23 protein-coding genes are annotated in these 21203 nt (G+C 60.1%); 17 read left to right on the forward strand and 6 right to left on the reverse strand.

From position 1 onward, the window contains the following. Positions 1–12: 12 nt before the first annotated feature. Genes AC1DKH_RS12800 through aroC form a run of 3 tightly spaced genes read right to left on the reverse strand, consistent with a single transcriptional unit; the run spans position 13 to position 2901 of the window. Positions 13–633, reverse strand: coding sequence for a methylthioribulose 1-phosphate dehydratase (locus AC1DKH_RS12800; RefSeq protein ID WP_477798337.1), 621 nt, complete (start codon positions 631–633; stop codon positions 13–15). Further along, complete coding sequence (locus tag AC1DKH_RS12805) at positions 630–1775, reverse strand: MFS transporter (protein ID WP_477798338.1); 1146 nt, start codon at positions 1773–1775, stop codon at positions 630–632. The genes AC1DKH_RS12800 and AC1DKH_RS12805 overlap by 4 nt, the downstream gene beginning before the upstream one ends. 34 nt (positions 1776–1809) lie before the next feature. Further along, a complete protein-coding gene (gene aroC / locus AC1DKH_RS12810; protein WP_477798339.1) occupies positions 1810–2901 on the reverse strand; it encodes a chorismate synthase in 1092 nt (363 codons plus the stop codon). A gap of 83 nt (positions 2902–2984) precedes the next feature. Here aroC and AC1DKH_RS12815 point away from each other — a divergent pair, with 83 nt between their 5' ends. Beyond that, positions 2985–3983 (forward strand): alpha/beta hydrolase, encoded by a 999-nt coding sequence (locus AC1DKH_RS12815; protein WP_477798340.1) that lies wholly within the window; start codon positions 2985–2987, stop codon positions 3981–3983. 99 nt (positions 3984–4082) lie between these two features. After that, positions 4083–4874: a hypothetical protein gene (locus AC1DKH_RS12820; RefSeq protein ID WP_477762423.1), complete on the forward strand. Its 792-nt coding sequence runs from the start codon at positions 4083–4085 to the stop codon at positions 4872–4874. Positions 4875–5012: 138 nt separating this feature from the next. Here AC1DKH_RS12820 and prmB read toward each other — a convergent pair whose 3' ends face one another. Then, on the reverse strand, positions 5013–5921 hold the full coding sequence (gene prmB, locus AC1DKH_RS12825; protein ID WP_477754180.1) for a 50S ribosomal protein L3 N(5)-glutamine methyltransferase: 909 nt from the start codon (positions 5919–5921) through the stop codon (positions 5013–5015). Positions 5922–6159: 238 nt separating this feature from the next. On the opposite strand from prmB, the gene AC1DKH_RS12830 reads away from it, so the two are divergent. From AC1DKH_RS12830 to AC1DKH_RS12850, 5 genes are all read left to right on the forward strand, one after another. Then, positions 6160–6750, forward strand: coding sequence for a cysteine hydrolase family protein (locus tag AC1DKH_RS12830; protein WP_477798341.1), 591 nt, complete (start codon positions 6160–6162; stop codon positions 6748–6750). A 131-nt stretch (positions 6751–6881) separates the two neighbouring features. Continuing rightward, positions 6882–7202, forward strand: a complete 321-nt coding sequence (locus AC1DKH_RS12835) for a hypothetical protein (RefSeq protein WP_477754182.1) — start codon at positions 6882–6884, stop codon at positions 7200–7202. Between the two features lie 78 nt (positions 7203–7280). Then, positions 7281–7838, forward strand: a complete 558-nt coding sequence (locus tag AC1DKH_RS12840) for a Smr/MutS family protein (protein WP_477754183.1) — start codon at positions 7281–7283, stop codon at positions 7836–7838. A 77-nt stretch (positions 7839–7915) separates the two neighbouring features. Next, positions 7916–8461, forward strand: a complete 546-nt coding sequence (gene folE / locus AC1DKH_RS12845; protein ID WP_007988130.1) for a GTP cyclohydrolase I FolE — start codon at positions 7916–7918, stop codon at positions 8459–8461. A gap of 104 nt (positions 8462–8565) precedes the next feature. After that, positions 8566–8937: a glutathione S-transferase N-terminal domain-containing protein gene (locus tag AC1DKH_RS12850; RefSeq protein ID WP_150724597.1), complete on the forward strand. Its 372-nt coding sequence runs from the start codon at positions 8566–8568 to the stop codon at positions 8935–8937. Between the two features lie 168 nt (positions 8938–9105). Here AC1DKH_RS12850 and AC1DKH_RS12855 read toward each other — a convergent pair whose 3' ends face one another. After that, positions 9106–10272 carry an aminotransferase-like domain-containing protein gene (locus AC1DKH_RS12855; RefSeq protein WP_477798342.1) on the reverse strand — a complete coding sequence of 389 codons (1167 nt, stop codon included), beginning with the start codon at positions 10270–10272 and terminating at the stop codon, positions 9106–9108. Between the two features lie 82 nt (positions 10273–10354). On the opposite strand from AC1DKH_RS12855, the gene AC1DKH_RS12860 reads away from it, so the two are divergent. The 3 genes from AC1DKH_RS12860 (at position 10355) to AC1DKH_RS12870 (ending at position 13104) form a co-directional block, all read left to right on the forward strand. Further along, the gene (locus AC1DKH_RS12860; RefSeq protein WP_477798343.1) at positions 10355–10798 is read left to right on the forward strand and encodes a MarR family winged helix-turn-helix transcriptional regulator; all 444 of its coding nucleotides are present in this window, start codon (positions 10355–10357) and stop codon (positions 10796–10798) included. A 257-nt stretch (positions 10799–11055) separates the two neighbouring features. Further along, complete coding sequence (locus tag AC1DKH_RS12865) at positions 11056–12405, forward strand: NCS2 family permease (protein WP_477798344.1); 1350 nt, start codon at positions 11056–11058, stop codon at positions 12403–12405. A 72-nt stretch (positions 12406–12477) separates the two neighbouring features. Beyond that, positions 12478–13104 carry a LysE family translocator gene (locus AC1DKH_RS12870; protein ID WP_477754847.1) on the forward strand — a complete coding sequence of 209 codons (627 nt, stop codon included), beginning with the start codon at positions 12478–12480 and terminating at the stop codon, positions 13102–13104. A gap of 206 nt (positions 13105–13310) precedes the next feature. Here AC1DKH_RS12870 and uraH read toward each other — a convergent pair whose 3' ends face one another. Continuing rightward, complete coding sequence (gene uraH, locus AC1DKH_RS12875; RefSeq protein ID WP_007974925.1) at positions 13311–13664, reverse strand: hydroxyisourate hydrolase; 354 nt, start codon at positions 13662–13664, stop codon at positions 13311–13313. Between the two features lie 434 nt (positions 13665–14098). Here uraH and puuE point away from each other — a divergent pair, with 434 nt between their 5' ends. The 7 genes from puuE to AC1DKH_RS12910 all read left to right on the forward strand — a co-directional run bounded on the left by puuE (position 14099) and on the right by AC1DKH_RS12910 (position 21033). Beyond that, entirely contained in the window at positions 14099–15025 is a 927-nt protein-coding gene (gene puuE, locus AC1DKH_RS12880; RefSeq protein WP_477762428.1) for an allantoinase PuuE, read from the forward strand. Continuing rightward, a complete protein-coding gene (gene uraD, locus AC1DKH_RS12885; protein WP_477798345.1) occupies positions 15022–15537 on the forward strand; it encodes a 2-oxo-4-hydroxy-4-carboxy-5-ureidoimidazoline decarboxylase in 516 nt (171 codons plus the stop codon). Before puuE ends, uraD begins: the two co-directional genes overlap by 4 nt. 88 nt (positions 15538–15625) lie before the next feature. After that, positions 15626–16621 carry an allantoicase gene (gene alc, locus AC1DKH_RS12890; RefSeq protein ID WP_008048382.1) on the forward strand — a complete coding sequence of 332 codons (996 nt, stop codon included), beginning with the start codon at positions 15626–15628 and terminating at the stop codon, positions 16619–16621. 160 nt (positions 16622–16781) lie between these two features. Then, positions 16782–17285 (forward strand): ureidoglycolate lyase, encoded by a 504-nt coding sequence (locus AC1DKH_RS12895; RefSeq protein ID WP_010456681.1) that lies wholly within the window; start codon positions 16782–16784, stop codon positions 17283–17285. 50 nt (positions 17286–17335) lie between these two features. Further along, complete coding sequence (locus tag AC1DKH_RS12900; protein WP_477798346.1) at positions 17336–18637, forward strand: urate hydroxylase PuuD; 1302 nt, start codon at positions 17336–17338, stop codon at positions 18635–18637. A gap of 164 nt (positions 18638–18801) precedes the next feature. After that, on the forward strand, positions 18802–20160 hold the full coding sequence (locus AC1DKH_RS12905) for a nucleobase:cation symporter-2 family protein (RefSeq protein WP_477798347.1): 1359 nt from the start codon (positions 18802–18804) through the stop codon (positions 20158–20160). Positions 20161–20247: 87 nt separating this feature from the next. Then, complete coding sequence (locus tag AC1DKH_RS12910; RefSeq protein WP_477798348.1) at positions 20248–21033, forward strand: outer membrane protein OmpK; 786 nt, start codon at positions 20248–20250, stop codon at positions 21031–21033. The last annotated feature ends 170 nt before the right edge of the window (positions 21034–21203 follow it).

The raw sequence follows: 21203 nt of genomic DNA on the forward strand, positions 1-21203 counted from the left end.
CTCCTTAACGGTTCATGCTTTAAAGAGCGAGCGCATCTTCAACTCGCACTCGAACAAAAATTCAAAGGCCTCGATCTGCCGCAGGGCATCGCTCATGCGCGCGCCCCAGGTGTACAGGCCGTGGCCACGGATCAGATAACCGACGCAATCGGGATGGGCGTCCAGCCAAGGCTGCACCTTGGCGGCCAGGCGCGCAATGTCCTGGTCGTTGTCGAAAATCGGCACCCGCACCCGGGATTCGTGGGTGGTCACACCACTGAAGGCTTTTTGCAGCTCGTAGTCTTCGAACTCGATGAAGTCTTGCGGCGTCAGGCGCGACAGCACGGTGGCATTCACCGAATGGGTGTGCAACACCGCACCGATCTCAGGGCGCCAGCTGTAGAGCTGGGTGTGCAACAGGGTTTCGGCGGACGGCTTTTTGCCCGGTTCCAGGCTGTTGCCCGACAGGTCAGTGGCCAGCACGTCGTCCATGCCGAGTTGCCCCTTGTGCTTGCCGGACACGGTCAGCAAGGCTTCCGTCGGCGACAGGCGGGTCGAGTAATTGCTGCTGGTGGCCGGCGACCAGCCGCGGCCATACAGAAAACGCCCGGCGTCGATGATTTCCTGGGCGAGGTGTTCACGGGTAAGGCTCATGGCCTGTCCTCTTGCATACGTGTGGCAATGATAACGGCAGCCGCGACGGCTGCGAGACTGGCAATACTAAAGGTCCATGCCGCACCGAGGGCATTCCAGCTGTAGCCGGAATACAACGCGCCCAATGCACCACCGGTGCCGGCCAGGGCGGCGTACAACGCCTGACCCTGGCCTTGCTGGCGCGCACCGAAACTACGTTGCACGAATGAAATGGCAGCGGCGTGAAAGCTGCCGAAGGTTGCCGCGTGCAACACCTGGGCGAACAACAGCACCCAAAGAAATTCTGCGAGCGAGCCCAGTAACAGCCAACGCAACGCCGCCAGCAGAAAACTGGCCATCAGCACCCGGCGCAGCGAGAAGCGGGCAAGAATCCGGCTCATGGCCAGAAACATCAGCACTTCGGCGACCACGCCGACCGCCCAGAGCATGCCGATCACGCCACGGCTGTAACCCAGGCGCTCAAGGTGCAAGGTCAAGAACGTGTAATACGGCCCGTGGCTCATCTGCATCAGCGCCACGCAGGCGTAAAACGCCAATACGCCAGGGTTGCGCAGTTGCTTGAGGAAACCCTCCCCCGCCACCCGGGCGCCCGGTGCCGGTTGGACGTTCGGCACCCACAGGCTGCTGAGGACGATACCGGACAGGATCAACACCAGCGCCGCCGGATAGATGTCCAGGCTCAGCCATTCGAACAAACGCCCGAGCGCGACCACGGTAATGATGAAGCCGATCGAGCCCCACAGGCGAATCTGGCTGTAGCGCGAGGTCTGGCCCTGCAAGTGCGCCAGGGTGATGACTTCGAACTGCGGCAACACCGCGTGCCAGAAGAACGCATGCAAGGCCATGACCATGGCCAGCCAGGCGTAGGTCTTGCTGACGAAAATCAGCGAGAACGTCAGCAGCGTGCACACCGCGCCAAAGCGCACGATGGCCAGCCGCCTACCGGTGTAGTCGCCCAGCCAGCCCCAGATATTCGGCGCCACGCAGCGCATCAGCATCGGGATCGCCACCAGCTCGCCGATGCGCGCGGCACTGAATCCGAGGTGATCGAAGTACAGCGCCAGGAACGGCGCTGTCGAACCGAGCAAGGCGAAATAGAACAGATAGAAACTGGAGAGCCGCCAGTACGGGAGCGCCGCCACGCCTGTCAAACCGCAGCGGCTGCGAGGTCAGCCATTAAAGCTGACCCAGCACCGGCGTGCTCACGCGCACATCGGCGTTCTGCCCACGGTGGCGCAGCAGGTGGTCCATCAACACGATGGCCATCATCGCCTCGGCAATCGGTGTGGCGCGGATGCCCACGCACGGGTCGTGACGGCCCTTGGTGATCACTTCCACCGGGTTGCCATGGATGTCGATGGAACGGCCCGGCGTGGTGATGCTCGACGTTGGCTTCAGCGCCAGGTGCGCAACGATGGGCTGCCCGGAGGAAATACCGCCGAGAATGCCGCCCGCGTTGTTGCTGAGGAAACCTTGCGGGGTCATTTCATCGCGGTGCTCGGTGCCACGCTGGGCGACGCTGGCGAAGCCGGCGCCGATTTCCACGCCCTTGACCGCGTTGATGCTCATCAGCGCATGGGCCAGTTCGGCGTCGAGGCGGTCGAAGATCGGCTCGCCGAGACCCGGCATCACGCCTTCGGCGACCACGGTGATTTTCGCGCCGACCGAATCCTGGTCGCGGCGCAACTGGTCCATGTAGGCTTCCAGCTCAGGCACCTTGTCCGGGTCCGGGCTGAAGAAGGCGTTCTGCTCGACCGACTCCCAAGTCTTGAACGGAATTTCAATCGGCCCCAGCTGGCTCATGTAGCCGCGAATGACGATGCCCTGGCTGGCCAGGTACTTTTTCGCAATCGCACCGGCCGCGACGCGCATCGCGGTTTCCCGGGCCGAGCTGCGACCGCCGCCGCGATAATCGCGCTCGCCGTACTTGTGGTGGTAGGTGTAGTCGGCATGGGCCGGGCGGAACAGATCCTTGATCGCCGAGTAGTCCTTGGACTTCTGGTCGGTGTTGCGGATCAGCAGGCCGATCGAGCAGCCAGTGGTGCGACCTTCGAACACGCCAGAGAGGATCTCGACTTCGTCGGCTTCCTGGCGCTGGGTGGTGTGGCGGCTGGTGCCGGGTTTGCGGCGGTCCAGGTCGCGCTGCAGATCCTCCAGGGATATCTCCAGGCCCGGCGGGCAGCCGTCGACAATGGCGACCAACGCCGGACCATGGCTTTCGCCCGCGGTGGTGACAGTGAACAGCTTGCCGTAGGTATTGCCGGACATGCAGGACGCTCCGTGAAATGAACCTGAATACGTAATGCGCGCCAGTATACGCAGGCTACCCAAGTAGTTCATCCTCGAACCTTATGGGTGCCTGTGAGTCCAACTGGCATCTTCTGGATGATGGCGCGATGATGCTGCGAGTTCTTGCCTTGAGCCTTACCCTGATTTCCGGCTTCGCCCAGGCGACTGTCCTGCAACGACCGATCACATTGGATACGGGCACCGGCGAGCTTTTCGGCTCGCTGTTACTGCCAAAATCCGACAATCCTGTGCCGGTTGTCCTGATCATTTCCGGCTCCGGCCCTACGGATCGCGACGGAAACAACGCCGACGGCGGGCGCAATGACAGCCTCAAGCGCCTGGCCTGGGTGCTGGCCAAACACAACATCGCCAGCGTGCGTTACGACAAGCGCGGCGTGGCCGCAAGCCTGGCCGCCACGCCGGACGAACGCAATCTGACGGTGGAAGCCTATGTGGCCGACGCCGAAGCCTGGGGTCAGAAGCTCAAGACCGATCCGCGTTTTGGCAAACTGATCGTGCTGGGTCACAGCGAAGGCGCCTTGATCGCCAGCCTCGCTGCGCCGGGCATCGATGCCGACGCGGTGATTTCTGTCTCCGGCAGCGCCAGGCCGGTTGATCAGGTCATCCGCCAGCAACTGGGCAATCGCCTGCCTCCACCGCTGATGCTGCGCAGCAATGAATTGCTCGACAGCCTCAAGGCCGGGAAACCCGACGACAATGTGCCGCCACCGTTGCAGGCGATTTTCCGCCCGAGCGTGCAGCCGTACCTGATTTCCCTGTTCCGCCAGGACCCGGCCGCGGCGTTTGCCAAGCTGAAAATGCCGGCGCTGATCATCCAGGGCAGCAACGACATCCAGGTCGGCGTCAATGACGCAAGACTGCTCAAGGCCGCCAAACCGGACGCCGAACTGGCGCTGATCGAGGGCATGAACCACGTCATGCGCATCGTGCCCAACGACGTCAAACGCCAGATGGCCTCCTATAAGGACCCGCAGTTGCCCCTGGCAGCGGAACTGGGCACGCGAATCCTCGGGTTTATTGACGGACTTCGCACCAGTTGACCCCTCTTTACCCTCCAGTCCTGGGAAAAACGGCCGATAAGCCTTTGTCGCCGCCACATTGGTTGGCGACACGCTGAGCTTGGACAGGATCTCGCCGTTATGACTGATACCCAGACTTCACCCGACACCAGCGCTGAAACTGACGCACCGCCAGCGGTCGAGCTGCCTTGGGCGGACGTCCACGTCGAGCACCACAAGATGCTCCGTCTGGCACCGCTGCAGACTGACCGCAACACGGGCGGGCGCCCATTGCGCTTTGTCGAATCAGGTTACGCCGAGCGCAACGACAAGGCGCGCAGCCTGATGCGCATGAGCATCACCCTGCCCGGCCAGCGTGTGCGCAAGGAACAGAATCATCTGGACGTGTGGGTCGATCACGCCGAAAAGCGCGTGCATTTCGGCCCGGACAGCGGTTTGCAGGTTGAACCGCTGAACCGTGGCATTGGCCGCTACCTGGCGGCCCAGGGCATCAACTGGGCGAAGAAACGCTGGCCGACCTACACCGTCGACGGCTTTGACCTGAACAACAAGGATGCGCTGAACGAAGACACCCGCCTGCGCCGCGATCACTTTTTGCGCGTGCACGGTTTCGACGTGGTGTATGCCGATGCCCAACATTTGAAAGGCAGCGTCAAGCCGGTCAAGGTCGGCGACCTTTCTGGCGACTGGAACAGCGAAAAACTGCAGGTCGTGGAGATCCTCGAGGCGGCGCAGATGCTCCAGCAAGCCGAGCAGAACCTGGCCGAGCAGGAAGTCAAACTCAAGAAACACGAAGAGAAAGTCAGCAAGTACAAACGCGAAGACGCCGGGCTGCGTTTCACCATCACCTGTCTGGTGGCGTTCGCGGTGTTTCAGGCGGGATTGCTGATCTGGATTGCCACGCACCGGTAATCGGCGGTGCGGTCATTTCTTGTAGGAGCGAGCTTGCTCGCGATGGACGTTAACGATAACGCGTGCTTTCTGGATAAACACATCGCTCTCAGGTCCATCGTCGGAACGCCGCCCGGAGCAAGCTCGCTCCTACAAAGGTCAGACGCGGGAAGCGAACAACGCCTGATGCTCCCGGCACTGCTGCGCACTCAGCATGAACACACCATGGCCGCCACGCTCGAACTCCAGCCAGGCGAAGTCGACTTCCGGGTACAACGCCTCGACGTGCACCTGGCTGTTGCCCACTTCAACAATCAGCAAGCCCTTCTCGGTCAAATGATCCGCCGCTTCGGCGAGCATGCGCCGTACCAGGTTCAAACCGTCGTCACCGCAGGCCAGGCCCAGCTCCGGTTCGTGCTGGTATTCGTCCGGCATGTCAGCGAAATCTTCCGCATCGACGTAGGGCGGGTTCGACACGATCAGGTCGAAACGTTGTCCCGGCAAGCCCTCGAAACCATCGCCCTGCACCGTGTACACACGCTCATCGACACCGTGGCGCTCGATGTTCTGGTTAGCTACTTCCAGCGCTTCGAACGACAGGTCCGCCAACACCACCTCGGCACGCTGGAACTCGTAGGCGCAGGCGATACCGATGCAACCGGAACCGGTGCACAGGTCGAGAATTCGCGCCGGCTCGTTAGCCAGCCATGGGGTAAAACGGTTTTCGATCAACTCGCCAATGGGTGAACGCGGGATCAGCACGCGCTCATCGACGATGAACGACATGCCGCAGAACCAGGCCTCGCCCAACAGATACGCCGTAGGCACCCGCTCTTCGATGCGGCGCTTGAGCAAAAGCTGCAGGTGGACCACTTCGTCTTCTTCCAGATTGCAGTCGAGGTAGCTGTCGGCGATTTCCCACGGCAGGTGCAGCGCACCCAACACCAATTGCCGGGCTTCGTCCCAGGCATTGTCGGTGCCATGGCCGAAAAACAGATCCTCCCCATGGAAGCGGCTGACGGCCCAACGGATATGGTCACGCAGGGTGCGAAGGCGGGAAGTGATCACGACGGCAAACTCCAGAAAAATCGACGGGCGATTCTACCAGTCAAACGACGTTACGACGACGCGGGAAACTACCGATTCAAATGTAGGAGTTATCCGTTTTTTCGCCAGGCTATTGAACAAAATGCGACTATTGACAAGGCTACAGGCCAGCAACGACGGCACCTACGATCGTAGCGATTCACAGAACCGCTCAGCCAGAGGACAATGTCGCAAAAGCCCCACTCCAAGGAGCCCCAGAATGTCTGTTCCAAAAACGATGTTTCAACTCAGCGGTCGCGGCTATGCAGCGGCCAATCTGAGCCATGCCACGCTGGTCATCATCGATGCCCAGAAAGAATACCTCAGCGGTCCCCTGGCCCTGAGCGGCATGGATGAAGCTGTCGCGAACATCAAGCAACTGCTCGCCGCTGCCCGCGCCGCCGGCCGGCCGATCGTGCATGTCCGCCACCTCGGTACGCTCGGCGGGTTGTTCAACCCCCAGGGCGTAGGTGGTGAATTCATTCCGGGCCTGGAGCCACAGAGCGATGAAACCGTCATCGGCAAATTGTTACCAAGCGCCTTTCACGGCACCGAACTGGCCAAACGCCTGGAAGACCTCGGTGCCCTTGACCTGATCGTCTGCGGTTTCATGAGCCACTCCAGCGTCAGCACCACCGTGCGCGCCGCCAAGAACCTGGGCTTTCGCTGCACCTTGGTGGAAGATGCCTGCGCCACCCGCGACCTGCCATACAAGGGCGGCGTGCTCAGCGCCGAACACGTTCATCAGACAGAAATGGCGATCATGGCGGATAATTTCGCCACCCTCGTCCTGAGCCGGGAACTGATCTGATCGACGCTCAATGAGCGGCCTGGCATGCCGCTCATCCGCAAAAACCGCTCAATTGCCGTAATTGTCTTAGCCTCAGGAACATCCCGGTCAACTCCCGGTCGAAGGGCCGATACCCATTGAGGAAGGTCGGAATGAAGTTATCCGATGGTTTTGACGCTCGCCGCTTGCGACCCAAAGGCCAAAGCAACTGGCGTTTTCGAATCGGCGCGACGTTCGCGGCATTGCTGGCGATGTGCGGTGTGTTGCTTGTCATGGCCGGTGTCGCCAGCCTGCTCGGCCACGCACCCGCCCTGGGTGAATTGAACACCAGCCGCGCCGGTGCTGCCGTGATCCTGGTCATCGGCCTGTTCGTGCTGTACCTCGGCGTGTGGCTATGGCGCCGTTGCCGCCGTCGCTCGCGCCAGTCGCGGGAACTGGCCATGTCGCCGCACCTGATGAAAAAACACGACTGAGCCAAGCGTCGCGCGCGTTTTTGTCGCGCCCGATTCGCTTCGAGTTGGGTAAACTGGCCGCCCTTCGCGGAGGCTGACATGCAAGACGACGATTTTTCCCTGTTCAAAAGCGCGATCCAAGGCGTCAAGCCAATCAGGCACGATCGCGCCGAAACCGGCAAACCCAAGGCTGACCGCGCGCAGATTGCCATGCTGCGCCAAGCGGCCACAGTGCGCACCGAATCCACCACCGTAGACGGGCTGTCCGATCAGTTCGTCATCGACGTCGGCCCTGAAGACGAGCTGATGTGGGCGCGTGACGGCGTGCAGGAAAGCCAGATGCGCAAGCTCAAAGTCGGACAGATTCCGTTCGAAGGCAGCCTCGACCTGCACGGCATGAGCGTGGAAAAGGCCCGGGAAACCCTTTGGGCGTTCCTCGCCGAAGCCACCCGATTCGAAATCCGCTGTGTACGCGTCACCCATGGCAAGGCGGTACGCCTGGATGGCAAGCGGCCGATGATCAAAAGCCACGTCAACACCTGGCTGCGCCAGCATCCACAGGTGCTCGGCTTCACCTCGTGCCAGGCGAAACACGGCGGTGCCGGCGCGGTTTATGTGATGCTCAAACGCACCATGATGGAAGGTCGTGACGAGTAAAGCTGACGCGCTACGCTTGCAGCGTCGTGTCCGCCACCGTACCCTTGACCTTTGCGTAAAATCCCACAGGTAGTTTCATGTCCCTGGAACAGAATTACACCGCGATCCTTGGCCAACTGGGCGAGGACGTCTCCCGCGAGGGCCTGCTCGACACGCCCAAGCGTGCCGCCAAAGCCATGCAGTACCTCTGCCGCGGCTATGAACAGACACTGGAAGAGGTCACCAACGGTGCCCTGTTCAGCTCCGACAACAGCGAAATGGTGCTGGTCAAGGACATCGAGCTGTACTCGTTGTGCGAACACCACCTGCTACCGTTCATCGGCAAGGCTCACGTCGCCTACATCCCGAGCGGCAAGGTCCTGGGCCTGTCGAAGGTGGCGCGGATCGTCGACATGTACGCCCGTCGCCTGCAGATCCAGGAAAACCTCAGCCGCCAGATCGCCGACGCGGTCCAGCAAGTCACCGGCGCCCTGGGCGTTGCAGTGGTGATCGAGGCCAAGCACATGTGCATGATGATGCGCGGTGTGGAAAAGCAGAACTCGACGATGATCACCTCGGTGATGCTCGGCGAGTTCCGCGAGAACGCCGCGACCCGCAGCGAATTCCTCAGCCTCATCAAGTAATTCGCGGCACGAAGAAAACCGGCGTTCATCGCCGGTTTTTTTTCGTCTGCAAAAAATCAGGTAAGCTGCGCGCCCTTATTCATTAGCACCGTGAGGCTTTCAACGTGTTCGTAAAAGCGCTTCGTGTCGGCCTTGGCCAACTGATCATTTTCATCGACTTCATTACTCGTCCAAGCAAGAAAAAGCGCCCCGCCGCCGCTCAGGCCCAGGTCGAATCCGCCGCCAAGGGTCTGACCCTGTATCAATTCCACGCCTGTCCGTTCTGCGTGAAGACCCGCCGCACCCTGCGCCGCCTGAATGTGCCGGTGGCTCTTCGCGATGCGAAGAACAACGAACAGGATCGCCAGACCTTGCTGGAGCAAGGCGGCAAGATCAAGGTGCCATGCCTGCGCATTGAAGAGAATGGCCAGACCACCTGGATGTACGAGTCCAAGGTGATCATTGATTATCTGGACAAGCGATTTGCTGCAGCCTGATGTTTTTGTGGTGATCTGACTGACGCCATCGCGAGCAAGCTCGCTCCCACAGGTTTTGTGCACACCACAGCCCCCCTGTGGGAGCGAGCTTGCTCGCGATGAGGCCACTACAGCCACCACAAATCTCCAGGCAAAAATAAACCGGCCCTTGCGCCGGTTTATTTGTTTCTAGGCTGCCTGCACTGCCTGCGCCTGTCGCACCACCGCCGCTAATCGCTTGAGTCCCTCATCCAGCCGCGCCGGATCGATATGGCTGAAGTTCAACCGCAGATACCCCGGATGATTATCCGGCTCGGGGAAGAACGGTTCGCCCGGCATAAACGCCACGTCATTGGCCTGCGCGGCGTTGAGCAAGGTGCGGGTGTCTTGCGGCTGCTTGAGTTTCAGCCAGAAAAACAACCCGCCCTGCGGTACGTTCCAGTCCGCCAGATCGGAGAAGTGAGTTTCCAGCGCAGCCTGAAACGCATCCCGTCGCCCCCGATAAAAATCACGCAACTCACTGCGGTGTTGCTGATATTTCTCGCTGCCGATCCATTGCAGTGCCTGCCATTGGCCGACCCGATTGGTGTGCAAATCCGCCGATTGCTTGAGTTTCAACAGATGGGGAAACAGGTCCGGACTGGCAATCAAGTAACCAACGCGCAAACCCGGTAGCAGGGTTTTCGACACGGTGCCGGTGTAGATCCAGCTGGCCTTCTTCAAGCGACTGACGATCGGTGTGGCGCTGCCACCGTCGAAGGTCAGTTCGCGGTAAGGCTCGTCTTCAATCAGCGTCACGCCAAATTCATCGAGCAACGCCGCCACCGCGTCACGCTTGGCTTCGCTGTAACGCACCGCCGATGGATTTTGGAAGGTCGGGATCAGGTAGATGAAAGCCGGTCGGTGTTGTTCCAGGCAAACGCGCAGCTCCGCCAGGTTCGGCCCCTCAGCCTCCAGCGGCACGGTCAGGCAATCGGCGCCGAACAGCTGGAAAATCTGCAACGCCGCCAGATAAGTCGGCGCTTCGAGCAGGATCTCGGTGCCCTTGTCGATGTACAGCTTGGCGGCCAGGTCGAGGGTCTGCTGTGAGCCGCTGACCACCAGTACCTGGCTCGCCTCACATGGCACTCCCAACGCCCGCGCCTCGGCGGCCAGCGCCTCACGCAGCGCCGGTTCGCCTTCGCTCATGCCGTATTGACCCATGGAAACCGGCATCTCGGTCCAATCGACCTTCGGCAACATGGCTTCGGCCGGTAGACCGCCGGCAAACGACATCATCTGCGGACGCTGGGCCGCGGCGAGGATTTCACGGATCAAAGAACTTTTAAGGCGCGAGACACGTTCGGAAAAAGCCATGGGGATCACCGGTAGCGAGGCATGTGGAAAATGAGTCAAACTTGTTGACCGAAATTACGCCTCCTCGAACGGATACGTCAATATGCTTGACCTTAAAAACCCGCTTTCCCAGCAGCAAGCCATGGAAGCGTTTTTCTTCGGCTACCAGGCCTTCACCGCCAAGGCCGATGAAATGCTCGAACGTCGCGGCCTGAGTCGGGTGCATCAGCGCATCGTGTTTTTCATCGCCCGCTATCCGAACCTGAGCGTCAAGGAGCTGCTGGCGTTGCTCGGCGTGAGCAAGCAGGCGCTGAACATGCCGTTGCGGCAATTGTTGGAGATGCATCTGGTCGAGAGCGTCGCGTCCGAGACTGACAAGCGCAAGCGTCTGCTGGAGTTGACCGACGAAGGCGCGCGGTTTGAACAGGCGCTGCGCCATGAGCAGGTGAAATTGTTGGAGAGAGTATTCGGCGAGGCTGGGGAGACGGCGGTAAACGGGTGGCTGGCGGTGAATCTGGCGTTGGGGGAGAACCAACAAAAAATCTGACCGGCGTTTCTGCCGTAGGAGCTGCCGCGCAAGCCGGCTTTCGATAGCGTCCGAACAGACGATATATCCCCTTCTCCAAAAAAATCGTCAACAAAACCAAAAACATTATTTGCATTATTTGTATACAAAAGCATAATCCACTTCGTGCGAGTTCCTGACCAAGCGGTCAACAAATTCGCAAGTGCCTCAAAGGGCCGCTGCCACCCTCATGGGTCCGGCCCTGGAAATAACAATAAAACTCTTGAGGAGTATTCGCTGTGGAAAGCCGCAAATCCGAAGCATCGACGCTGGAACTCTCGCCGCCATTACGCAATGGCTTGCTGGAGCGTCTGTTCAAACTCAGCTTGCATGGCACCACGGTGAAGACCGAGCTGATTGCCGGTCTGACAACCTTCATCACCATGGCTTACATCATCTTCGTCAACCCCAACATCATGGCCGATGCCGGGATCGATCACGGTGCGGCGTTCGTCGCCACCTGCATCGCCGCGGCACTCGGTTGCCTGTTGATGGGTTTGTACGCCAACTGGCCGGTCGGCCTGGCACCGGGCATGGGGCTGAACGCCTTCTTCACCTACACCGTGGTCGGTACCATGGGCTACAACTGGGAAACCGCCCTCGGTGCGGTGTTCGTTTCCGGTGTGCTGTTCATGATCCTGACCTTCTCGCGGATCCGCGAATGGTTGCTCAACAGCATCCCGGTCAGCCTGCGCTTCGCCATGGGCGCCGGCGTGGGGCTGTTCCTGGGGCTGATCGGTCTGAAAACCGCGGGTATCGTCGTCGATAGCCCGGCTACCCTGATCAAGCTCGGCTCCCTGCGCGAACCCGGCCCGCTGCTCGCCGCCGTGTGCTTCCTGATGATCGCCATCCTCAGCTACCACAAGGTGTTCGGCGCGATCCTCATCAGCATCATCACCGTGACCCTCGCCGGTTGGGGTCTTGGGCTGGTGCACTACGAGGGCATCATGTCGGCCCCGCCGAGCCTCTCCCCTACCTTTATGGCCATGAACGTCGCCGGCGTGTTCAACGTCAGCATGATCAGCGTGGTCCTGGCGTTCCTCTTCGTGCACATGTTCGACACCGCCGGCACACTGATGGGCGTTGCCCAGCGCGCCAACCTGGTCGGCGCTGACGGCAAGATCGAAAACCTCTCCCGCGCGATGAAAGCCGACAGTGCGTCCAGCGTATTCGGTGCAGTGGTCGGTGTTCCGCCGGTCACAAGCTATGTAGAAAGTGCTGCCGGCGTGGCCGCTGGTGGTCGGACTGGTCTTACCGCAGTCACCGTTGGTGTGCTATTTATAGCCGCAATGTTTTTCGCACCATTGGCCGGCATGATTCCCGCCTATGCCACCGCTGGCGCACTGATTTATGTGGCAATGCTGATGATGGGCGGCATGGCCCACATCGAATGGGACGAAGCCACCGACAGCATTCCGGCAATCGTCACCGCGATCATGATGCCACTGACCTTCTCGGTTGCTGACGGCATCGCGCTGGGCTTCATCACCTACGTGGCGCTGAAGGCCGGTACCGGCAAGTACAAGGAAATTTCCGTGAGTTTGTGGGTGCTCTGCGCGATCTTCATCGCCAAGTTCATCTTCCTGTAAACCTTACGCGGGACCCGCTTGAAAACAGCCTCACCCCGTCGGGTGGGGCTTTTGTGCAAATGGAGGAAAGTGATGAGTCTGGAAACCTGGCTGCTGTTCAGCGGCGCTGCGCTGATAGTGATCCTGATCCCGGGGCCGTTGTCTTTGCTGATGATCAGCAACAGCCTGAATTACGGTTTGGTCCGCTCCTACCCGGCGTTTCTGGGTGGCGTGATTGCCTCGATCTGCCTGCTGAGCGCCTCGGCGCTGGGCCTGGGCGCGTTGCTGCTGGCATCGGAACAGTTGTTCCGCGCCTTGAAAATCGTCGGTGCGTTGTACTTGTTCTATCTCGCCTGGCAGAGCTGGCAGCAATCGCGCCAGCCTTCCCATGGCGCCGAAGTGCCTCAAGCTGCAGCAGTGCCGCGCTTTCGCGCACTTTTCGGCCGCGCGTTCATGCTGGGCGCGAGCAACCCGAAAGACATTCTGTTCTTCGCCGCTTTCCTGCCGCAGTTCTTGAGTGCCGAACAAGCGTTCCTGCCGCAGTTGCTGGTGATGATTGCGACCTGGACCGTGCTCGACCTGCTGTGCAAACTGGCCTACGGCCTTGGTGCCCATGGTGCGGCGCGGTATCTGCGCAGCGGCAAGGGGCAGAGCTGGTTTAACCGGATCAGTGCGGGGTTGTTCAGTGGTGCGGGTGCAGCGTCCCTGCTGAGCCGATAACCGTTGTAGGAGCGAGCTTGCTCGCGATGGACGTTAACGATGACGCGGGCCATCTGAATGCCCGCGTTGTCTGGGCCTCCATCGCGAGCAATCGAGCGTCGACCGGCTGCTCCTACAGACGAAAAAAAGCCCGCAGTGTGAGCGGGCGAAAGACCAAAGAAGCTATATGCGCAGTCGCTTCCAGGGTGCAGCTGCTGCCTGGGGGATCAGCTGCCGCGATAGGTGGAGTAGCTGTAAGGCGAAATCAACAACGGCACATGGTAGTGATCCTGCTCGGCGGAGATGCCAAAACGCAGCACTACGACATCCAGGAAGGCAGGCTCCGGCAGCTTGACGCCACGGGCGCGGTAGTAATCGCCGGCATGAAACTGAACCTGATAGACCCCGGTGCGGTAGTCATCGCCTTGCAGCAGCGGTGCATCGACACGACCATCGCTGTTGGTTATCGCGCTGGCGACCAATTCCAGGTGCGATCCTTCAACGCGGTACAACTCGACCTTGATCGAGCTGCCCGGGCAACCGTGTGCTGCGTCCAAAACGTGTGTAGTCAAACGTCCCATTGATTCTGCGCGCCTGCCTGCGTGGAGCAGTCAGACTTCGCGCCTCCCGAAGTCAGTTGAAAAGGAGACCGCACCGATTCGGAGCACGAAAAGCTGCGGCGAGCGACTGATTAAGACACTTTTCAAAAAAATTGTACACAATAAAAACGACATTTTTCGCTTTACCCTCGCCATCTGCCTATTTACTGTCGATTTCCCGCCAAACCGCACAGCCTATGACCCCTTCATCAAATTACTGACCATTCAGGCAGATTTCTTGCAGGCTCACGCCAATAGCAGTAAAAGATGACAGTCGGTGAAAAATGCGAAAATTCAGGCTTACAAAGTGAATATAAAGTTGTATACAATCAGCCCATCGCTGTGACGCCAGCCTGCCATCCAGTTTTCAGCTACGTCACACCAACCGTCATCATCGAATAAGAAGGAAGCCTGCAGTGAGCGCTGACTACCCACGCGACCTGGTCGGTTACGGCAGTAACCCTCCGCACCCACACTGGCCGGGCAATGCCCGTATTGCCCTGTCGTTCGTACTCAATTACGAAGAAGGCGGCGAGCGCAACATCCTGCACGGCGACAAAGAGTCCGAAGCGTTCCTCTCGGAAATGGTTTCTGCCCAGCCGCTGCAAGGCGCGCGCAACATGAGCATGGAATCCCTTTACGAGTATGGCAGCCGTGCCGGCGTGTGGCGGATCCTGAAACTGTTCAAGGAATTCGACATTCCGCTGACCATCTTCGCCGTGGCCATGGCCGCCCAGCGTCACCCGGACGTGATCCGCGCCATGGTCGATGCCGGCCACGAGATCTGCAGCCATGGCTATCGCTGGATCGACTACCAGTACATGGACGAAGCCCAGGAACGCGAGCACATGCTCGAAGCGATCCGCATCCTCACCGAAATCACAGGCATTCGCCCGCTGGGCTGGTACACCGGCCGCACCGGCCCGAACACCCGTCGCCTGGTGATGGAAGAAGGTGGTTTCCTCTACGACTGCGACACCTACGACGACGACCTGCCCTACTGGGAACCGAACAACCCGACCGGCAAGCCGCACCTGGTGATCCCGTACACCCTGGACACCAACGACATGCGCTTCACCCAGGTCCAGGGCTTCAACAAGGGCGACGACTTCTTCGAATACCTCAAGGATGCGTTCGATGTGCTCTACGCAGAAGGCGCCGAGGCACCGAAAATGCTGTCGATCGGCCTGCACTGCCGCCTGATCGGCCGTCCGGCGCGTCTGGCTTCGCTCAAGCGCTTTATCGAATACGCTAAAAGTCATGAACAGGTGTGGTTCAGCCGTCGCGTCGACATCGCGCGCCACTGGCAAGAAACCCACCCGTACACAGGGGCTGCCAAATGAGCACCTTCCAAACCGTCAAACCTTCGACCCTGAGCCGCGACGCCTTCGTCGCCGCTTTCGCCGACATCTACGAACATTCGCCATGGGTGGCCGAGAAGGCCTACGACCTGGGCCAGGATGCCTCGATCGACCAGATCGAAACCCTGCACCAGCGCATGAGCGACATCCTGTTGAGTGCTGATCACGCAAGCCAGCTTGATCTGATCAATGCTCACCCGGACCTGGCCGGCAAAGCTGCCGTCCAGGGCCAGCTTACCGCAGCCAGCACTGAAGAACAGTCTGGCGCCGGTATTCACCACTGCACGGCCGAAGAGTTTTCTCGCTTCACCGAGCTGAACGACGCCTACAAAGCCAAGTTCAAGTTTCCCTTCATCATGGCGGTAAAAGGCAGCAACCGGCATCAGATCCTCGCAGCGTTCGAAACGCGCATCCACAACCCGGTCGACACCGAGTTCAAATGCGCGCTGGCGCAGATCAACAAGATCGCCCTGTTCCGATTACTGACCCTATAGCAAGCCTGGCCTGAGTGTTCTTAAACGCAGAAAACACCCAGAGCCTCGCAAGCATCCCAAGCCACTTATTTAAAGGCAGACAAGAAGAATGAAAGCTTACGCCGTACCTTTCGAGAAGTTCGTCAACCTGGCCGACGCCCGCCTGGGCACCAAAATCATCTCGGTCACCGATGACTGGTTCGCAGACGCCAACCGTCTGTTCCAACCGACCCCGGCCGTATGGAAGGAGGGCGTGTTCGATGACAACGGCAAGTGGATGGATGGCTGGGAGTCGCGCCGCAAGCGCTTCGAAGGCTTCGACAGCGCCGTGATCCGCCTGGGCGTACCGGGTTCGATCAAGGGCGTCGACATCGACACTTCATTCTTCACCGGCAACTTCCCGCCATCGGCGTCCCTGGAAGCCTGCTTCCTGGCCGAAGGCGAGCCGAACGAAAACACCCAGTGGGTTGAAGTGCTGTCTGCCGTCGAGCTGCAAGGCAACAGCCACCACTACCACGAAATCAACAACGACCAGGCCTTCAGCCACCTGCGCTTCAACATCTACCCGGATGGTGGCGTGGCCCGTCTGCGCGTGTACGGCGTGCCGTTCCGTGACTGGTCCGCTACCGGCGACAACGAGCAGGTCGACCTGGCTGCAGCTCTGAACGGTGGCCGCGCCCTCGCCTGCTCCGATGAACACTTCGGTCGCATGAGCAACATCCTCAACCCGGGCCGCGGCATCAACATGGGCGATGGCTGGGAAACCGCGCGTCGTCGTACCCCGGGCAATGACTGGGTCATCGTCGCGCTGGGCCATGCCGGCGAAGTCGAGAAAGTCATCGTCGACACCCTGCACTTCAAGGGCAACTACCCGGACAGCTGCTCGATCCAGGGCGCGTTCGTGAAGGGCGGTACCGACAGCCAGATCGAAACCCAGTCGTTGTTCTGGCGCGAACTGCTGCCAAGCCAGAAGCTGGAAATGCACGCCGAACACACCTTCGCCGAGCAGATCAAGGCACTGGGCCCGATCACCCACATCCGCCTGAACGTGTTCCCGGATGGTGGTGTGAGCCGCCTGCGCGTATTGGGCAAAGTAGCGAAGTAATGCTGAGCCTGTAGGAGCGAGCTTGCTCGCGAAAAACTCAAGGACACCGCGTTCATCCTGGATGCACGCGTTATCGTTGACGACCATCGCGAGCAATCGAACGTCGACCGGCTGCTCCTACAAAGAATCATCAACATCAAAACAGATTAAGAAGAACAGCATGCGCACACTGACGATTGAACCGCTGACCAAAGAAGCCTTCGCCCCTTTCGGTGACGTGATCGAAACCGACGGCAGCGATCACTTCATGATCAACAACGGTTCGACCATGCGCTTCCATAAACTGGCGACGGTGCAAACCGCTACGCCAGAGGACAACGCGATCATCAGCATCTTCCGCGCCGACGCGCAGGACATGCCGCTGACCGTCAGCATGCTGGAGCGCCATCCGCTGGGCAGCCAGGCTTTCATTCCGCTGCTCGGCAACCCCTTTCTGATCGTGGTCGCGCCACTTGGCGATGAACCTGTATCAGGCTTGGTCCGCGCCTTCGTCACCAACGGCAGGCAGGGCATTAATTACCATCGCGGCGTCTGGCACCACCCGGTGCTGACGATCGAAAAGCGGGATGACTTCCTGGTGGTTGATCGCAGTGGCACAGGCAATAACTGCGATGAGCATTTTTTCAAAGAGGATGAGCGTTTGATCCTCGCCCCCCACCAATAAGAGAAGGCCTGATCACTCGACAACAGAGTGACAGGCGAGAGGTAAAGACTGTGGAAGCACATCTGTTGGAATGGCTGAACCTGAGCGTGCGCTGGGTTCACATGATTACTGGCGTGGCCTGGATCGGTGCGTCGTTCTATTTCGTATGGCTGGAAAACAACCTCAACCGGGTCAACCCGAAAAGCGGTCTGGCTGGCGATTTGTGGGCAATCCACGGTGGCGGTATCTACCACCTGGAAAAATACAAACTGGCCCCACCGACCATGCCGGACAACCTGCACTGGTTCAAATGGGAAGCCTACTTCACCTGGATGTCGGGGATCGCGCTGCTGTGCGTGGTGTTCTACTCCAACCCGACGCTCTACCTGCTGGCTCCGGGCAGCACCCTGAGCGGTCCTGAAGGCGTGGCCATCGGTCTCGGCTCGTTGTTCGTCGGCTGGTTCATCTACTCCTTCCTGTGCGACTCGGCCCTGGGCAAACGCCCTGCCCTGCTCGGCGGCATCCTGTTCGTCCTGATCATCGGCGCGGCCTACGGCTTCAGCAAAGTGTTCAGCGGTCGGGGTGCGTACCTGCACGTCGGCGCGATCATCGGCACCATCATGGTCGGCAACGTGTTCCGCATCATCATGCCGGCGCAACGTGCACTGGTAGCGGCGATCGCCGAGAACCGCACGCCGGATCCGGCGCTGCCGGCCAAAGGCCTGCTGCGTTCGCGTCACAACAACTACTTCACCTTGCCGGTGCTGTTCATCATGATCAGCAACCACTTCCCGAGCACCTACGGCAGCCAGTACAACTGGTTGATCCTGGCCGGGATCGCGGTACTGGCGGTGTTGGTGCGTCACTACTTCAACACCCGTCACGACAGCCACAAGTTTGCCTGGACCCTGCCGGTGGCAGCCGTCGGCATGATCAGCCTGGCTTACGTCACCGGCCCCGCGCCGCTGAACAGCCCGGAAGTGGCCAAGGCGCCAGCGAAGATCGAATACCAGCCACTGCCGGAAACAGCAGTGGGCGGTGGTTTGAAACCGGCTGAAGCCAAACCTGCAGAAACGCCGGCTGCCGTACCGGCGCAAGCGTCCAACACAGGCCCAGGCTTTGACAAAGTGCACAGTGTGATTCAGGAACGTTGTGCGGTTTGCCATTCGGCCAAGCCAACCAGCCCGCTGTTCAGTGCGGCCCCTGCCGGTGTGATGTTCGACACCCCCGAACAGATCCGCCAGAACGCACCGCGGATTCAGGCGCAAGCCGTCACCAGCCAGATCATGCCACTGGGCAACATCACCCAGATGACCCAGCAGGAACGTGACCTGATCGGTGCCTGGATTGTGCAGGGAGCCCAGACCAACTAAGCAACAAAAGCATCGCGAGCAAGCTCGCTCCCACAGGTTTTGCACTGCCTGTGTGGGAGCTGGCTTGCCTGCGATTGGCCGCAAAGCGGCCCACCTGATTCGAATACAGCTGCCAGCAGCACTGCAGCTGTAAATCACAAGAATAAAAAGATCCGAGGTGTTGCATGTCCGAGCTATCCACAGCGCGCATCCCCGACGCACCCGCCATTCAGCGTTTACCCCTCTTGCAACTGATCCTGGTCGGTTTGCAACATGTTCTGCTGATGTATGGCGGCGCCATCGCGGTGCCGCTGATCATCGGACAGGCCGCTGGCCTGAGTCGTGAAGAAATTGCCTTCCTGATCAACGCCGACCTGCTGGTGGCGGGTATTGCCACCATCGTCCAGTCCCTCGGCATAGGCCCCATGGGCATTCGTATGCCGGTGATGATGGGCGCCAGTTTCGCCGCCGTCGGCAGCATGGTCGCCATGGCCGGCATGCCCGGTATCGGCCTGCAGGGGATCTTCGGCGCGACCATCGCCGCCGGGTTCTTTGGCATGCTCATCGCCCCGTTCATGTCCAAGGTCGTGCGCTTCTTCCCCCCTCTGGTGACCGGCACGGTCATCACCTCGATCGGTTTGTCGCTGTTCCCCGTGGCCGTGAACTGGGCCGGCGGCGGTGCCAGCGCCGCTCAATTCGGTTCGCCGATTTACCTGACCATCGCCGCACTGGTACTGGGCACCATCTTGCTGGTGCACCGCTTCATGCGCGGCTTCTGGGTCAATATTTCCGTGTTGATCGGCATGTGCCTGGGCTACGTGCTCTGCGGCCTGCTCGGCATGGTCGACCTCAGTGGCATGGCTCAGGCGCCATGGCTGCAATTCGTCACGCCGCTGCACTTCGGCATGCCGAAATTCGAACTCGCGCCAATCCTGTCGATGTGCCTGGTGGTGGTGATCATTTTCGTCGAGTCCACCGGGATGTTTCTGGCGCTGGGCAAGATCACCGGCCAGGAAGTCTGCCCACGGATGCTGCGTCGCGGTTTGTTGTGCGATGCCGGCGCCTCGTTTTTCGCCGGTTTCTTCAACACCTTCACCCACTCCTCCTTCGCCCAGAACATCGGCCTGGTACAGATGACCGGCGTGCGTTGCCGCTCGGTGACCATCGTTGCCGGCGGGTTGCTGATCGTCCTGAGCTTGCTGCCCAAAGCCGCGTTTTTGGTGGCCTCGATTCCTCCGGCAGTACTGGGCGGCGCAGCGATTGCGATGTTCGGCATGGTCGCCGCCACCGGAATCAAGATTCTCCAGGAAGCCGACATCGGTGACCGTCGCAACCAGTTGCTGGTGGCGGTGAGCATCGGCATGGGTCTGATCCCGGTGGTGCGCCCGGAGTTTTTCGCCCACCTGCCCTTGTGGATGAGCCCGATCACCCACAGCGGCATCGCCATGGCCACCCTCAGCGCGCTGACGTTGAACCTGCTGTTCAACATCCTGGGTGGCGCCGAACGCGCGGCCATCAACGACTGCCACGCTCACACACATTGATCTGACGGATAACCAAGGGGGCCTGCCTGTGGCCAGCCCCCTGGCCACAACCTGCGCCTCAAAAATAAAAACAAGAGGGAGCAACAGATGATTCGGACACAAACCAACCTGCTGTTGGGTGCTGGCCTGCTGGCCGCGAGTCAGGCCATGGCCGGCGATTTACTGCTGTGGCAGACCAACAGCCTGAGCTACCTGTACGGCAAGGATTTCGTGGTCAATCCGTCGATCCAGCAGACGATAACCTTCGAACACGCCGACCGCTGGAAGTACGGCGACAACTTCCTGTTCGTCGACAGCACCTGGTACAACGGCGAGAAAGACCGCAACAAAGGTGCTCATGCCTACTACGGCGAGTTCAGCCCGCGCCTCTCCTTCGGCAAGATCCTCGACCGCCGTTTCGAATTCGGCCCGATCAAGGACGTGCTGTTGGCCATGACCTACGAGAACGGCGAAGACGACACCGAGGCCTACCTGATCGGCCCCGGTTTCGACCTCGCGGTACCGGGCTTCAACTTTTTCACCTTGAACTTCTATTACCGTCAGACCGAAGGCTCGCGCCCCGGCGACGATGTCTGGCAGATCACGCCGGCCTGGTCCTACACCCTGCCATTGGGCAACTCGAACCTGTTGATCGACGGCTACATGGACTGGGTGGTGGATAACGACCAGAACTCCCATGGCACTTATCACGCCAACCTGCACTTCAACCCGCAGATCAAGTACGACCTGGGCAAGGCCCTGGGCTGGCGGGAGAAACAGGTGTACGCCGGCGTCGAATACAGCTACTGGAAAGACAAGTACGGCATCGAAAACAGTTCCAGCTTCGACACCAATGAAAACACCACCAGCCTGCTGGTAAAGGTGCACTTCTGATGCTGCCCCGCAACCGTGCCCCAAACCTGTCGTCGGCGCGCCGTTGCGGAGCACTTGAGACCTGGCCGAGGAGTCAGTATTCTCCGCGGCCGCCCGAATCCGGTTTAAAAAAAAGCCCGGATGTAAAACCTGACCAGAAGGCCAATTTATCCCGGCTCTGGCAGGCACCA

This window comes from Pseudomonas sp. 05L36, assembly GCF_056398125.1.

Excerpts from the sequence above, each read along its gene's own strand:
- AC1DKH_RS12910 (WP_477798348.1), top strand. The coding sequence starts at position 20,248 with ATGATTCGGACACAAACCAACCTGCTGTTGGGTGCTGGCCTGCTGGCC.
- uraH (WP_007974925.1), bottom strand. The coding sequence starts at position 13,664 with ATGGGACGTTTGACTACACACGTTTTGGACGCAGCACACGGTTGCCCG.
- alc (WP_008048382.1), top strand. The coding sequence starts at position 15,626 with ATGAAAGCTTACGCCGTACCTTTCGAGAAGTTCGTCAACCTGGCCGAC.
- AC1DKH_RS12860 (WP_477798343.1), top strand. The coding sequence starts at position 10,355 with ATGCTTGACCTTAAAAACCCGCTTTCCCAGCAGCAAGCCATGGAAGCG.
- AC1DKH_RS12905 (WP_477798347.1), top strand. The coding sequence starts at position 18,802 with ATGTCCGAGCTATCCACAGCGCGCATCCCCGACGCACCCGCCATTCAG.
- uraD (WP_477798345.1), top strand. The coding sequence starts at position 15,022 with ATGAGCACCTTCCAAACCGTCAAACCTTCGACCCTGAGCCGCGACGCC.
- AC1DKH_RS12835 (WP_477754182.1), top strand. The coding sequence starts at position 6,882 with ATGAAGTTATCCGATGGTTTTGACGCTCGCCGCTTGCGACCCAAAGGC.
- AC1DKH_RS12815 (WP_477798340.1), top strand. The coding sequence starts at position 2,985 with ATGGGTGCCTGTGAGTCCAACTGGCATCTTCTGGATGATGGCGCGATG.
- AC1DKH_RS12855 (WP_477798342.1), bottom strand. The coding sequence starts at position 10,272 with ATGGCTTTTTCCGAACGTGTCTCGCGCCTTAAAAGTTCTTTGATCCGT.
- folE (WP_007988130.1), top strand. The coding sequence starts at position 7,916 with ATGTCCCTGGAACAGAATTACACCGCGATCCTTGGCCAACTGGGCGAG.
- AC1DKH_RS12840 (WP_477754183.1), top strand. The coding sequence starts at position 7,281 with ATGCAAGACGACGATTTTTCCCTGTTCAAAAGCGCGATCCAAGGCGTC.
- AC1DKH_RS12800 (WP_477798337.1), bottom strand. The coding sequence starts at position 633 with ATGAGCCTTACCCGTGAACACCTCGCCCAGGAAATCATCGACGCCGGG.
- AC1DKH_RS12830 (WP_477798341.1), top strand. The coding sequence starts at position 6,160 with ATGTCTGTTCCAAAAACGATGTTTCAACTCAGCGGTCGCGGCTATGCA.
- AC1DKH_RS12895 (WP_010456681.1), top strand. The coding sequence starts at position 16,782 with ATGCGCACACTGACGATTGAACCGCTGACCAAAGAAGCCTTCGCCCCT.
- aroC (WP_477798339.1), bottom strand. The coding sequence starts at position 2,901 with ATGTCCGGCAATACCTACGGCAAGCTGTTCACTGTCACCACCGCGGGC.
- AC1DKH_RS12870 (WP_477754847.1), top strand. The coding sequence starts at position 12,478 with ATGAGTCTGGAAACCTGGCTGCTGTTCAGCGGCGCTGCGCTGATAGTG.
- AC1DKH_RS12820 (WP_477762423.1), top strand. The coding sequence starts at position 4,083 with ATGACTGATACCCAGACTTCACCCGACACCAGCGCTGAAACTGACGCA.